This window comes from Streptomyces sp. NPDC003720, from assembly GCF_042875075.1.
In the GTDB taxonomy this organism is placed as follows: domain Bacteria; phylum Actinomycetota; class Actinomycetes; order Streptomycetales; family Streptomycetaceae; genus Streptomyces.
In genome coordinates this window covers 67,763-80,857 of sequence record NZ_JBIANZ010000016.1, presented here as the reverse complement: position 1 = coordinate 80,857, position 13,095 = coordinate 67,763, and the positions used below count along the sequence as shown (strand labels likewise).

Annotated in this window: 13 protein-coding genes; 12 read left to right on the top strand and 1 reads right to left on the bottom strand. The window is 73.7% G+C overall.

What is annotated here, in order from left to right:
• Positions 1 to 2 precede the first annotated feature (2 nt).
• The 8 genes from ACFYU0_RS33705 (at position 3) to ACFYU0_RS33670 (ending at position 7,937) form a co-directional block, all read left to right on the top strand.
• Positions 3 to 746 carry a hypothetical protein gene (locus ACFYU0_RS33705; protein WP_389306135.1) on the top strand — a complete coding sequence of 248 codons (744 nt, stop codon included), beginning with the start codon at positions 3 to 5 and terminating at the stop codon, positions 744 to 746.
• Positions 747 to 1,103: 357 nt separating this feature from the next.
• The gene (gene glnII / locus ACFYU0_RS33700) at positions 1,104 to 2,135 is read left to right on the top strand and encodes a glutamine synthetase (RefSeq protein WP_351670641.1); all 1,032 of its coding nucleotides are present in this window, start codon (positions 1,104 to 1,106) and stop codon (positions 2,133 to 2,135) included.
• Positions 2,136 to 2,290: 155 nt separating this feature from the next.
• Complete coding sequence (locus tag ACFYU0_RS33695) at positions 2,291 to 2,413, top strand: hypothetical protein (RefSeq protein ID WP_268894189.1); 123 nt, start codon at positions 2,291 to 2,293, stop codon at positions 2,411 to 2,413.
• Positions 2,414 to 2,532: 119 nt separating this feature from the next.
• Entirely contained in the window at positions 2,533 to 3,120 is a 588-nt protein-coding gene (locus tag ACFYU0_RS33690; RefSeq protein ID WP_351670637.1) for a winged helix-turn-helix domain-containing protein, read from the top strand.
• 67 nt (positions 3,121 to 3,187) lie between these two features.
• On the top strand, positions 3,188 to 4,213 hold the full coding sequence (locus tag ACFYU0_RS33685) for an NAD-dependent epimerase/dehydratase family protein (RefSeq protein ID WP_351670634.1): 1,026 nt from the start codon (positions 3,188 to 3,190) through the stop codon (positions 4,211 to 4,213).
• 52 nt (positions 4,214 to 4,265) lie between these two features.
• Positions 4,266 to 5,537, top strand: a complete 1,272-nt coding sequence (locus ACFYU0_RS33680) for a sensor domain-containing protein (protein WP_351670631.1) — start codon at positions 4,266 to 4,268, stop codon at positions 5,535 to 5,537.
• The gene (locus tag ACFYU0_RS33675) at positions 5,522 to 6,175 is read left to right on the top strand and encodes a response regulator transcription factor (protein ID WP_351670628.1); all 654 of its coding nucleotides are present in this window, start codon (positions 5,522 to 5,524) and stop codon (positions 6,173 to 6,175) included. Before ACFYU0_RS33680 ends, ACFYU0_RS33675 begins: the two co-directional genes overlap by 16 nt.
• A 175-nt stretch (positions 6,176 to 6,350) precedes the next feature.
• Positions 6,351 to 7,937, top strand: a complete 1,587-nt coding sequence (locus ACFYU0_RS33670; RefSeq protein ID WP_389306131.1) for a DUF1996 domain-containing protein — start codon at positions 6,351 to 6,353, stop codon at positions 7,935 to 7,937.
• A gap of 80 nt (positions 7,938 to 8,017) precedes the next feature.
• Here ACFYU0_RS33670 and ACFYU0_RS33665 read toward each other — a convergent pair whose 3' ends face one another.
• A complete protein-coding gene (locus tag ACFYU0_RS33665; protein ID WP_351670622.1) occupies positions 8,018 to 8,410 on the bottom strand; it encodes a hypothetical protein in 393 nt (130 codons plus the stop codon).
• Positions 8,411 to 8,528: 118 nt separating this feature from the next.
• Between ACFYU0_RS33665 and ACFYU0_RS33660 the strand changes: the two genes are divergently transcribed.
• From ACFYU0_RS33660 to ACFYU0_RS33645, 4 genes are all read left to right on the top strand, one after another.
• On the top strand, positions 8,529 to 9,047 hold the full coding sequence (locus tag ACFYU0_RS33660; RefSeq protein ID WP_389306128.1) for a tetratricopeptide repeat protein: 519 nt from the start codon (positions 8,529 to 8,531) through the stop codon (positions 9,045 to 9,047).
• A gap of 76 nt (positions 9,048 to 9,123) precedes the next feature.
• Entirely contained in the window at positions 9,124 to 11,031 is a 1,908-nt protein-coding gene (locus ACFYU0_RS33655; RefSeq protein WP_389306126.1) for a hypothetical protein, read from the top strand.
• 90 nt (positions 11,032 to 11,121) lie between these two features.
• The gene (locus ACFYU0_RS33650) at positions 11,122 to 12,018 is read left to right on the top strand and encodes a metal-dependent hydrolase (RefSeq protein ID WP_351670613.1); all 897 of its coding nucleotides are present in this window, start codon (positions 11,122 to 11,124) and stop codon (positions 12,016 to 12,018) included.
• On the top strand, positions 12,018 to 13,067 hold the full coding sequence (locus ACFYU0_RS33645) for a PDR/VanB family oxidoreductase (protein WP_389306124.1): 1,050 nt from the start codon (positions 12,018 to 12,020) through the stop codon (positions 13,065 to 13,067). The genes ACFYU0_RS33650 and ACFYU0_RS33645 overlap by 1 nt, the downstream gene beginning before the upstream one ends.
• Positions 13,068 to 13,095: the final 28 nt, after the last annotated feature.

Genomic DNA, 13,095 nt, shown 5'->3' with positions numbered 1-13,095 from the left:
GCATGTCGCGCAGGAGAACTCTCGGCACGAAGAAGAAGCTCGCGCTGCTCGTCAGCGCCGCGGCGGTGGCGGGCGGCGGGGCCTTCGCGCTGGCGTCCACCTCGAACGCCGCGCAGAGCCCGCAGAACGCCCGGACGCTGTCCGCCGGGGACTCGACGGTGTGCCAGGGGCTGGCGACGGCCCACGGCAACAACGACCGGTTCATCGCGGACCAGAAGGCGAACCCGGACGCGCAGTCGGCGGCCCGGATCGCCAACCGCGAGGCCGTCCTCAAGCAGATCGAGGTCCAGCAGAAGGCCGCCGGATGCACCGTTGGGGAGTCGGCTCAGGGCTCCCAGGCGGCACAGGGCGGCCAGCAGGGCAACGGGCAGCAGGGCAACGGACAACAGGGAGCCGGCGCGCAGCAGGGGGCGGGCGCGCAGGCCGGCGGGGCGCAGCAGTCCGCGCCGCCCTCGGACCCGGCGGCCGGCGGGAACGGCGGCGGCGCCGCGGCCTCGGGCCAGCAGGTGTGCAAGGGCTCGACCGTCACGCTGTCCGGCGAGGGGGGCGCCCCGGCCGCGTCCAGCAACCAGTTCCCGGCCGGCACCACCCTGAAGGTCACCAACCTGGACAACAACAAGTCCACGACGGTGAAGGTCACCTCGGTCAGCGGCAGTTGCGCGCTGCTGAACAACGCCGCCTTCGAACAGGTCCGGGAACCCGGCAAGTTCCTCATCCGCCGCGCGCTCATCGAGAAGGTGGGGTGAGGCCCGGCCGGTGAGGCGCGGGCCGCGAGGCACCGGCAGGGCGAGGGGTACGCCGCCTTGTGCCCGGCGGAGCAGGACGCCGGGCACAGGAGGAACAGGCGGCGTGCCCGGCCCGGCGCCTCGCGGCCCGCGCGCCGCCTCACCGGCTCCCGCACCCCTCGTCGTACGCAACCGCGCGCCGCCTCACCGCGTGAGTCCGGCCACAGGACGGGCAGGTAACACGGGGTTCACATGCGGGCAATGGACGGGAAACTGCCTGTTGACAGGCTGCCGGGCAGATCGACGCGGCGCCCCGGCGCCGCAGCGCCGCGAGCACCCCGAGCGCACCCGACCCGCCCCCTAAGGATGTGGCCCCCCGTGACCTTCAAGGCTGAGTACATCTGGATCGACGGCACCGAGCCGACGGCCAAGCTGCGTTCCAAGACGAAGATCATCACGGGTGCTCAGGCCGGTCTCGACGCGCTGCCGATCTGGGGCTTCGACGGCTCCTCGACCAACCAGGCCGAGGGCCACTCCTCGGACCGCGTGCTCAAGCCGGTCTACACCTGCCCGGACCCGATCCGCGGCGGCGACGACATCCTCGTGCTGTGCGAGGTCCTCGACATCGACATGACCCCGCACCGGTCCAACACGCGCGCCGCGCTGGCCGAGGTCTCCGAGCGGTTCGCCGCCCAGGAGCCGATCTTCGGCATCGAGCAGGAGTACACCTTCTTCGACGGCGCCCGCCCGCTGGGCTTCCCCGAGAACGGCTTCCCGGCCCCGCAGGGCGGCTACTACTGCGGTGTCGGCGCCGACGAGATCTTCGGCCGCGACGTGGTCGAGGCGCACCTGGAGAACTGCCTGAAGGCGGGCCTGGGCATCTCCGGCATCAACGCCGAGGTCATGCCCGGCCAGTGGGAGTTCCAGGTCGGCCCGCTCGCCCCGCTGGAGGTCTCCGACCAGCTCTGGGTGGCCCGCTGGCTGCTGTACCGCACCGCCGAGGACTTCGGCGTCTCCGCGACCCTGGACCCCAAGCCGGTCAAGGGCGACTGGAACGGCGCCGGCGCGCACACCAACTTCTCCACCAAGGCGATGCGCGAGGGCTACGACGCGATCATCACCGCGTGCGAGTCCCTCGGTGAGGGCTCCAAGCCGCTGGACCACGTCAAGAACTACGGCGCCGGCATCGACGACCGCCTCACCGGCCTGCACGAGACCGCTCCGTGGAACGAGTACTCCTACGGCGTGTCGGACCGCGGCGCCTCGGTCCGCATCCCGTGGCAGGTCGAGAAGGACGGCAAGGGCTACATCGAGGACCGCCGCCCCAACGCCAACGTCGACCCGTACGTGGTGACCCGCCTGCTGGTGGACACCTGCTGCTCCGCGCTGGAGAAGGCCGGCCAGGTCTGATCCGCACCGCTTCCCCTCAGGGGCGCCCGCCAGGACGGCGGGCGCCCCTGAGGCGTCCCCGGCCGCCCGCACGCGGAGACCGCCCCGAGCGGACCGGGCGTCCAAGCTGTGAGAGAGGGCTCCTGCCGATGGCCCGCGTCTGCTTCAATGGGCCCATGGCCAGCTTCCAGAACCGCACCGCGACGGGTCGTCACGACCTCGAGCCGTTCTGGCCCTCCCGTCAGCACCACGACTTCGACCGGGTGTGTTGCCGCGCGGCGAACGCGCGGGCCCTCTAAAGCCGTACACCCCGGCCTTCGGCCAGCGCGGAACGACGTACGTCTCCCGGCGCGCCCGACCACGAATCGCGGCCGCCGCACCTTCCGACGAACTCCTCGCGCGAAAGAGCTGACCTCTCATGGCGACCACTCGTTCCCTCTCCACCGCCACCCTTCCCGCGCCCTCCCAGAGCGGCCCCCGGCACCGGCTGCGGTCCGTCGACCGGGACGAGGTCGTGGACGTCGCGGACTTCCTGCCGCCGGGCGCCACCTGGCTGCCCGCTCCCCAGCACACCCTGCCCACCCTGCCCGGACAGCCGCCGATGGTCGGCTACCTGGTGCTGGTCCCGGCCGACCAGCGGCCGCCGTTCCTCCCGGTCGCGCTGCCCGACGGGCCCGCGGCGGCGCAGGACCCGGCGGCCGGGGCGGACGGCGACCCGCGGGTGCGGATCGACCCGGTGCAGCGCACCGTCAGCGTCGACGGCCGCGAACTCGACCTCACCTACCTGGAGTTCGAGCTGCTGGCGCACCTGGTGGCGCACCCGAACCGGGTGCACACCCGCGACCAGCTCGTCACCACGGTGTGGGGCTACGGCCACGTCGGCGACGGCCGCACCGTCGACGTCCACATCGCCCGGCTGCGCCGCAAGCTGGGCGAGCGGCACCGCCGGTCGATCCAGACGGTGCGCCGGGTCGGCTACAAGTACACACCGGCCACCGGGGACTGAGCCCGGCCGTCTGCCCTCGGCAGACAGCCCTTCCCTCCGCGGGCCGGTACCGGGCACGCTCGCCGGCATGAGACTTCTGGTGCTGGGCGGGACCGAGTTCGTGGGCAGGACCGTCGTGGAGGCCGCGCTCGCGCGCGGCTGGGAGGTGACCGTCTTCCACCGGGGACGGCACGCGCCTCCCCCGGGCGTGCGGTCGCTGCACGGCGACCGCACCGCGCCCGACGGGCTCGCCGCCCTCGCGGGCGACGACGGCGCCTGGGACGCGGTGGTCGACACCTGGTCGGCCGCGCCCCGGGCGGTCCGGGACGCGGCGCGGCTGCTGCACGGCCGCGCCGGCCGGTACGTCTACGTCTCCAGCCGGTCGGTGTACGCCTGGCCGTGGCCCAGGGGCGCCCGTGAGGACGCGCCGCTGGTCGAGGGCGCCGCCGCCGGCGCCGCCGCGACCGACTACGCGCGGGACAAGCGGGGCGGCGAACTGGCGGCGGTGGAGGCCTTCGGCGCCGAGGACTCGCTGCTGGTCCGGGCCGGGCTGATCCTCGGCCCGTACGAGAACGTGGGCCGGCTGCCCTGGTGGCTGAACCGGATCGCCCGCGGCGGCCCGGTCCTGGCGCCGGGGCCGCGCGGCCTGGCCGTGCAGTACATCGACGTGCGCGACCTCGCCGGCTGGCTGCTGGGCGCGGTGGAACAGGGGCTGAGCGGCCCGTACGACCTGGTCGGGCCGCCGGGCACGGCCACCATGGGCGAGCTGCTCGAGGCATGCGTCCGGGTGACCGGCGCGGACGCCGAACTGTGCTGGACCGAGCCGCGGTTGATCCTGGATGCCGGGATCGAGCCGTGGACCGGGCTGCCGGTGTGGGTGCCGCCGGACGGCGAGATGTACGACGCCGTGCACCGCTCGGACGTCTCCCGCGCCCTGGCCACGGGACTGGAGTGCCGGCCCGCGGGCGAGACCGTCGCGGACACCTGGCGGTGGCTGACCGGTATCGGGGGCACGGCGCCGCAGCGGTCCGACCGGACCTCGGTGGGCGTCGACCCGCGGGTGGAGGCGCAGGTGCTCGCCGCGGCCCGGGGTGTACCTGGCACCACCTCCTGACCGGGGGCTTCGGGCGAGTGACCGCCGCCCGGGGGTCGGCCAGACTGGCCGCATGACTACCGACACGAAGGGCGGCACGGTGCGCGCGCGGGCACGGGACGCCGCACTCGCCGCCGTACGGGGGCTCGTACTGGCCGTGGCGACGCTGCCCGTCACGGTGCTGTGCCTGACCCTGAGCCTCGTCTCCATCGCGCTCATACCGATCGGCATCGGCATCGTCACGACCCCCTGGATCCTCGGCGGGGTGCGGGACGTCGCGGACACCCGGCGCCGGCTCGCGGCCGAGTGGGGCGGGGTGCCGATCCCGTCGGCGTACCGGCCCCTGCCCGCCGGCGCCAACCCCTGGACACGCACCTTCACGATGCTCCGGGACCGCCAGGTGCGGCGGGACCTGCTGTGGCTGCCGGTGGACATGACGGCGGGCTTCGTCACGGCGCTGCTGCCCGCGGTGCTGTGCCTGTACCCGTTCGAGGGCTTCGCGGTCGCCGCGGGGCTGTGGCGGGTGCTCGCGGACGGCGGGACGTACTGGTACGGCTTCGTGCCGGTCACCGACCAGCCGAGCGCGCTCGGCGCCGCCGCCACCGCGGTGGTCCTGCTGGTCGCCGCCTACCACCTCGCCCCCCGTCTGCTGACCGCGCACTTCCGCCTCACCCGGAACGTCCTCGGCGCGGACCGGGGCGAACTCGCCGAGCGGGTGCGGGTGCTGACCGAGACCCGGCGCGACGCCGTGGACACCTCGGCCGCCGAGCTGCGCCGCATCGAGCGGGACCTGCACGACGGCGCGCAGGCCCGGCTGGTCGCGATGGGCATGGACCTCGGCACCGTCGAGATGCTGCTCGACAAGGACCCGGCGCAGGCCAAGCGGCTCCTCACCCAGGCCCGGCGCAACTCCGTGGAGGCGCTGGAGGAACTGCGCGACCTGGTCCGCGGCATCCATCCGCCGGTGCTGGCCGAGCGCGGACTCGGGGACGCGGTGCGGGCGTTGGCGCTGCGGCTGCCGGTGCCGAGCGAGGTGGCCGTGGAGCTGCCCGGCCGGGCGGACGCGCCGGTGGAGTCCGCCGCCTACTTCGCGGTCAGCGAGGTGCTCACCAACGCCGTCAAGCACTCCGGCGCCGACCGGCTCTGGGTGGACCTGCACCACGCCGACGGGATGCTGCGGATCACGGTCACCGACAACGGCAGGGGCGGCGCGGCGATCGGCGCGGGGTCCGGGCTGGCCGGGGTGGAGCGGCGGCTGGGTACATTCGACGGCGTCCTGGCCGTCAGCAGCCCCGCCGGCGGCCCCACCCTGGTCACCATGGAGCTCCCGTGCGCGTTGTCCTAGCCGAAGACCTCTTCCTGCTGCGCGACGGACTGGTCCGGCTGCTGGAGGCCTACGACTTCGAGATCGTGGCGGCCGTCGAGTCCGGTCCCGAACTCGACCGCGCCCTCGCGGAGCTGAAGCCGGACGTCGCCGTCGTCGACGTACGCCTGCCGCCCACGCACACCGACGAGGGCCTGCAGTGCGCGCTGCGGGCCCGGCGGGAGCGGCCCGGGCTGCCGGTGCTGGTGCTGTCCCAGCACGTCGAGCAGCTCTACGCGCGTGAGCTGCTGGCCGACGGCAGCGGCGCGGTGGGGTACCTGCTGAAGGACCGGGTGTTCGACGCCGACCAGTTCGTGGACGCGGTCCGGCGGGTGGCCGCCGGCGGCACGGCGATGGACCCGCAGGTGATCCAGCAGCTGCTGTCGCGGCGGGCGGCGGACGACCGTCCGCTCGCCCATCTCACCCCGCGCGAGCTGGAGGTGCTGGAGCTGATGGCGCAGGGCCGCTCGAACGCGGCGATCGCCGGTCAGCTCGTGGTGACGGAACGGGCCATCGCCAAACACACCTCCAACATCTTCACCAAATTGGGTCTCGAGGTGTCGGACGACGACAATCGGCGCGTACTGGCGGTGCTGGCGTACCTCGACCGCGGCCGGTGATTCGAAAGTCAACTACCGCTGGTCATAGGCCATTTGAGGCCCGAGTCGCATGGCGTTCCGCCGGCTGTTTCGGGAGACGGCTGAACACCTCCGGGGCGGCGTCCGTATGGAAGGACGCCGCTTCACTCCTGTCGGGCGCCTCGATGCTGCCCCGCAAGGAAGTCAGAGGAGTTCCATGGGACGCAACACACGAAAACGCCGTACGCCGCTGGCCAACAAGGCCATAGCCGCATCGGCGGCCCTAGCGCTCGGTGGGGGCGGGCTGATCTGGGCGAACTTCTACGCCTCGGCGCACGAGTCGAACAACCAGTCGTGGGGAGGCAACCAGACCAAGGCCGCGACGGCGCAGGTCGCGACGATCTCGTGTCCGGACGTGGGCCAGAAGCTGACCAACGTGCCGAACCAGGCGCGGGGCGAGGTCGCCGGGGAGCTGTCCAACCTCGACCGCCAGATCACCGACGCCTACCAGCGTCTGGCGACCACGCGGGACGCGCAGGCCAGAGACACCAGCTTCGTCCAGAACTCCATCCTGCAGCCGCTCCAGGACCGGCGGAAGGCCATCCTGGACCGGATCAGGCTGGAGATCACCCGCGTCGGCGGCACCGCCCCCGGCGACCTGGACACCCTGGCCACCTGCACGGCGCAGAACGCCAACCAGACCACCGGCGGCCAGCAGCAGAACGGCGGCCAGCAGCAGGGCGGTCAACAACAGGGCGGCCAGCAGCAAGGCGGGCAGCAGCAGGGCGGCCAGCAGCAGAACGGTGGCCAGCAGCAGGGCGGTCAACAACAGGGCGGCCAGCAGCAGGGCAACAACGGGCAGCAGCAGAACAACGGCGGGCAGGCCGGCAACGGCCCGGCCGCGGCCGACTTCGTCGACATCACCAAGGTGCAGGCGAACGTGCAGGCCAAGCCCCGCAAGTCCCGCAACGCGTCGACCGGCACGTTCACCACGCGCTGCGGCGTGAACGCGAACAAGAACCACAACACCGACAACGTGATCGTGGCCCCCGGCGTGACCAACGGCGCCCACCACCTGCACGACTACGTCGGCAACCAGAAGGTCAACGCGTTCTCCAGCAACAACACGTTCCTCCAGGGCGGCACGAGCTGCCAGAACAGGAACGACCTGTCGTCGTACTACTGGCCCGTGGTCCGGGTGCAGGACGGCTCGCAGGACTTCGACCAGAACGCGGACGGCGGCGGCAAGGAGGGCAACGTCGGCAAGATCCTGGTGCCGGCCCAGGCCCAGATCAAGTACGTGGGCAGCCCCACCTCCAAGGTCGTCGCGATGCCGCAGTTCCTGCGGATCATCACCGGTGACGCCAAGACCACCACCAACGGCCTGGCCAACGCCAACGCGCACTGGAGCTGCACCGGCTTCGAGAACAAGGTGCAGCTGACCACGCAGTACCCGATCTGCCCGCAGGGCAGCAAGGTGGTGCGCACGTTCGCCTTCCAGAGCTGCTGGGACGGGCAGAACGTCGACAGCGCCAACCACCGCACGCACGTGGCCTTCGCCGACGCGAACGGCAACTGCCAGAACGGCTTCAAGGCCATTCCGCAGCTCACGATGCGCCTCGTGTACAACATCACCCCGCCGACCGTCCAGAACGGCCAGGTGAAGAACGCCTACGCGGTGGACGGCTTCCCCGAACAGCTGCACAAGCCGGCCACCGACCACGACGACTTCATCAGCGTCACGACCGGCGGACTGGCCAACAAGATCGCGAACTGCGTCAACCGCGGTCAGAACTGCGCCTGATCCCCCGAGGCGCGCGGACTGAAAGAGGCCGGTGGCGGGTCCCTCCCGCCACCGGCCTCCGCCGTGTCCGCGCGGCCGGCTCAGCCGCTGTGCGCGTGGTGGTCCGTGCCGATCTCCACGTCGCCGCCGAGCGTGCCGCGCAGCGCCTTCACGACGCCGTCGTCGCCGACGGCGACCCACTTGCGGCCGACCAGGTAGTAACCGCCGTAGTCCTTGGCGTCGTTGATCCACTCGCGCTGGCCGCGGTCGGTGGCGAAGGTGGCGAGGACGAACCTGCCGTCGCCGTTGCGGCAGAGGGCCTGGCGGATCTCGTCGGCGTCGGTCTGCATGTTCGGCTTGCACCGCACCTCGGCGGCCAGGCTCTCCAGGCTGCCGGTCGCGGTGGGCGGCACCTTCTCGCCCTCCCCGCCCGCCCCGCAGCCCGCCAGCGCCAGTACGGCCGCGGCGCCGAGCACCGCACGTGTCACCCTCATCGTTCCTCCGGTCCTGGTACGCCCCAGCATGCCGCGTGGAGCCCCGGCACGGGGCCCCGCCCAACGGATACGGCCGCGGCGCCCGGTGCGCTCAAATGCGGCGCGGTGACGGGCACGGATGTGCGAGGGTGCTCCGGTGAACCAAGACTGGGAAGACCGCGTGACCGCCGCCTGGGCCTCTTTCGACGACTATCCGGAGGAGCGCGCGCAGGAGTTCCGCGACCTGATCGACAAGCTCGTGGCCGAGCTGCCGGAGGGCAGCCCGCTGGGCCCGTTCGAGCAGGCCTGCGCCTGGGACTCCACCGGTCACTCGGACCGGGCGGTTCCGCTGTACCGGGAGGCGCTGGCGCGGGGGCTCGACGGCTACAAGGGCCGCCGGGCGCGGATCCAGCTCTCCAGCTCGCTGCGGAACACCGGGCGGGCGGAGGAGGGGGTCGCCCTGCTCACTCCTGAACTCGACGCCCCGTCGGACGAGTTGGACGACGCGGTGCGCGCCTGTCTCGCCCTGTGCCTGTCCAGCCTGGGCCGCGACCGCGAGGGCCTGTCCCTGGTGCTCGGCGCCCTCGCCCCGCACCTGCCCCGCTACCAGCGGTCGATGGCCAACTACGCGCGCCTGCTGGTCGAACCGGAGGAGTGAGCCGCCCCGGCGGCCCGCCCGCGGTACGCCGCCCGCCCCGCGGTGACCTGCCGACGGCTCGCTCGTTCACCGGGATGTGCAGTCACAGGATGTAGCCCAGCGTCACACGAAAACCGCGGCCGGTCCGGAGGTCGGCGTCGACCAGGCCGAGGCCGCGCTCGTCGAGCACTACCCGCGGCTGGTCCGGCTCGCCTACCTGGTCCTGCCACCCGGCCTCGGCCGCGGCCGCCGGGTGCTGACGGCACACGCCCTCGTCCAGCGCGCCCTGCCCCGGGGCCGCCGGCGGAAGTCCGTGATCCCGGCCCAGTCCGCGGGCCGGGACGGCGACCCGGGGTACGCGTTCGTCCGGCAGGAGGTCGTGCGTACGGCGCTGGCGGCGGCCCGCAGGCGCCGGCCGCGGCTGTCGACACCGCCCCCGCTGCTCCCCCGGGTGTGGGGCCTGCGGCTGTTCCCGAGGTCCGGCGGGGCCGACGAACTCGCACTGGACCAGCGGCTCTCGGCGCTCTCCGGCCCGGCCCGCGCTGCGTACGTGCTGCGCGGCCTGGAGCGGCTGCCGGACTCGGCCGTCCGCGGGATCCTCGCGTCCGCCGGCGCCGACCGGCCCGAGGCCGCGCTGACCGAGGCCAACGGGGTGCCCGCGCAGGACGCCCTGCTCCACTCCCCGGAATTCGACCCCTGCTCGCTGCAGGCCAGGCCCACCGACCTGGTGCGCCGCCGCCAGCACACCAAGGCGGCGCTCGCCGCGGCGGCCGCGCTCGCGGTGTGCGGGGCGCTGGTGACCCTGCCGGGCGGCGGCTGGGGCCCCGACGGCGCCGCCGCGCCGCTCTACGCGCGGAACCCGGCCGCCGAAGCGGCCCTGGATCCCGGCAAGCTGGTCCGGGTCGCCCCGGCCGCCTGGCGGTCCGCCGCCCGCACCGACTTCTCCGTGTGGCCGGCACGCGGCACGCTCACCGGCGACCGGGCGCTGCTGCGCCGCGCCCTCGCCGTCTGGGCCCGGCCCGGCGAGACGGTCCGGGTCTCCGCGACGCCGGGCACCCGGACCGGCGGTCCGGCGGGACCGCCCCAGCTGCTGTACGCGGGCGACGTGGACAGCGCGCGCGTCGTGATCCTCTACGACGGGCTGCGCATCGCCCGCTACGCCGAGCCAAGGGACGGCACGGTGGGAGCGGCCCTGGACTTCGCCCGGGTCGACGGCGCGACCGGCACCGAGGCGAGCGCGCTGGTGCTCGGCCGCTCCGACGGCAACGTGCGCTATCTGACCGCTCCCTGGGTGCGCGGGGCCGCGCAGCGGGACCTGATGAAGCCGGACGCGGCCCCGCTGCCGCTCCCCGTCACCGACGGCGTCACCGCGCCGCTGGCCAGCCCGGCGCTGCGGACCGGCGGCTGCACCTCGTGGAACGTCCTCCAGCTCACCGGCCCCTCGGGCGATCAGCTCCACACCGACCTGGGCGAGCTGGTGCCGGCCCATCTCACCGCCGGACGCCCGGGCGCCCCCGTCGAGGCGGCCGGGGCCGAGGGGCTGCACGCCTGGGCGCCGTTCGCCTGCTCGCTGGCCACGGAGCGCTCGGTGGGGGTGCGGGGCGTCAACGCCTGGGCGTTCGCCGAGCAGCGGCTGCCCGACGGGAGCGGTGCGGGCCAGTGGGTGTGCACCAGGGCCGAGACCTGGCGCGGCGGCGGTACGGCGGCGCTGGCCCAGTTCCGGACGCCGGGCCGGACTGCCGGGGCGGTCGTCGCCAAGGGCGCCGATGTGGCGGCCTGCGGCCCCCGCGATCCGCAGGTGCTGGCCGGGGTGTTGTGGAAGGCGAGGACCGGGGACTGGTACCTGCTGGCCGCGGGCGGCCCGGACGTCACCGCGATCCGGGCGAGCGGCGGGATCACCGCGGCCGGCCAGGGGCCGCTGCTGGCGGTCAAGGCCGGCCAGGGCACGCGGGCCGATCTGAACGGGACGCTGAAGGACGGCAGGACGATCGGCGGGCTGCGCTAGGCCGGTGATCGGGAGAGCTAGTTGACAGTGGCGTCAACAAGGCGGCGCGAAGGGGTTCTCAGCGGGCCTACCCGTCAGTACATTGACGCCATGTCCAACAAGCAGGCCCGGCCGGTGGAGTCCGAGCGGATACCTCTCAAGGCCCGCGACGTGTCCTTCTCCTGGCAGGACACACCGCTGCACTGGGTGCCCGGCGACCCGTTCACCACCCACACCATCAACGTGCTGCACCTGCTGCTGCCCGCCGGTGAGCGGTGGTTCGTGCACGTGTACAAGCAGGTGCTGCCGCTGATCCGGGACGACCGGCTCCGCGAGGACGTCATCGGCTTCATCGGCCAGGAGGCGATGCACTCCCAGGCCCACGACGAGGTCCTGCCGCACCTCAGGGAGCAGGGGCTCGACCCGACGCCGTACACCGCGCAGGTCGACTGGTTCTTCGAGAAGCTGCTCGGCGACCGCACCCTGCCGCCGGGCCGGGCGCGCCGGTGGTGGCTGCTGGAGCGGGTCGCGCTCATCGCGGCCATCGAGCACTACACGGCGTTCCTCGGCGACTGGGTGCTGAACGCCGGTGAACTGGACCGGCGGGGCGCCGATCCGACCATGCTGGACCTGCTGCGCTGGCACGGCGCCGAGGAGGTCGAGCACCGCTCGGTGGCCTTCGACCTCTTCCAGCACCTCGACGGCGGCTACCGGCGCCGGGCGCGCACCTGGGCGGCCGCCTTCGGCGCGCTGGTGTTCCTCTGGCAGCGCGGGGCGCGCTTCTTCATGGAGAACGACCCCACCCTCGTGGACGGCAGGGCCTCCTTCGGGGAGTTCTACCGCAGCGGCCGCCGGGGCACGCTGCCCACCGCCGGCGCCATGCTGCGTTCCGTCCCCCGCTATCTCAGCCGCTCCTACCATCCCTCGCAGGAGGGTTCCACGGCCCAGGCCGTCGCCTATCTGGCCGTCTCCCCCGCCGCGTCGGCCGCGCGGAAGGGCGGGTCGTGATGCCGAAGCCGCTGACCGTCGCACTGGTCGCGGGCGCCGCCGTGCTGACCCGGCGGGCGCTGCGCCGCCGCGTGCGGGCCTCTCCGCTGTGGCCGCTGCCCGCCCTGGACCCGCCGGTCTCCGGCCGTCCCCGCGCCGGCGCCCTGCGGCCGCTGCTCACCGGGATCGAGACGATCGCCGAGGGCGTCGTGCAGCTCCGTCTGGAGGGGCCCGGCCTGCCGCGCTGGGAGCCCGGTGCGCATCTGGACCTGGTGCTGCCGTCGGGTCTGGTACGGCAGTACTCGCTGTGCGGCGACCCGGCGGACGCCTCCTCGTACACGCTGGCCACCCGGCTGGTGGCGGACGGGCGGGGCGGCTCGCGTGAGGTGCACGAGCGGCTCGCCGAGGGGATGGAACTGGAGGTGCGCGGCCCCCGGAACCGCTTCCCGCTCCGCCCCGCGCCCTCGTACGTGTTCGTCGCCGGCGGCATCGGCATCACCCCGATCCTGCCGATGCTGAGCGCCCTGCCGGACGGCGCCGAGTGGCGGCTGCTGTACGGCGGGCGGACGCGGGCCTCGATGCCGTATCTGGAGCGGGTGCGGGAACTCGCCGGGGACCGGCTGACGCTCGTCGCCGAGGACGAGGACGGACGCCCGGACCTGGACGCGCTGTTCGCCGGTGTCCCCGAGGGCACGGCGGTGTACTGCTGCGGGCCCGAGGGGCTGATGGCGGCGGTGGAGGCGCGGCTGCCCCGGGGCGCCGCGCTGCACCTGGAGCGGTTCGCCGCCGGCGCGTCCGCCGCGGGGGACGCCGGGTTCGAGCTGGAGCTGCGGCGCAGCGGGCGGACGCTGACCGTGCCGGCCGGCTCCTCCATGCTGGCCGCCGTGCGCCGCGAACTGCCGGACACCGCCTACTCCTGCGAGCAGGGCTTCTGCGGGACCTGCCAACAGCGGGTCCTGGAGGGCGAGGTGGACCACCGGGACGAGCTGCTGACGGACGCGGAGCGTGCGGACTCGATGCTGATCTGTGTGTCACGGGCCAGGAGCGACCGGCTGGTGCTCGACATGTGAACGCCGACGGCCGAATTCGATCGGTAAG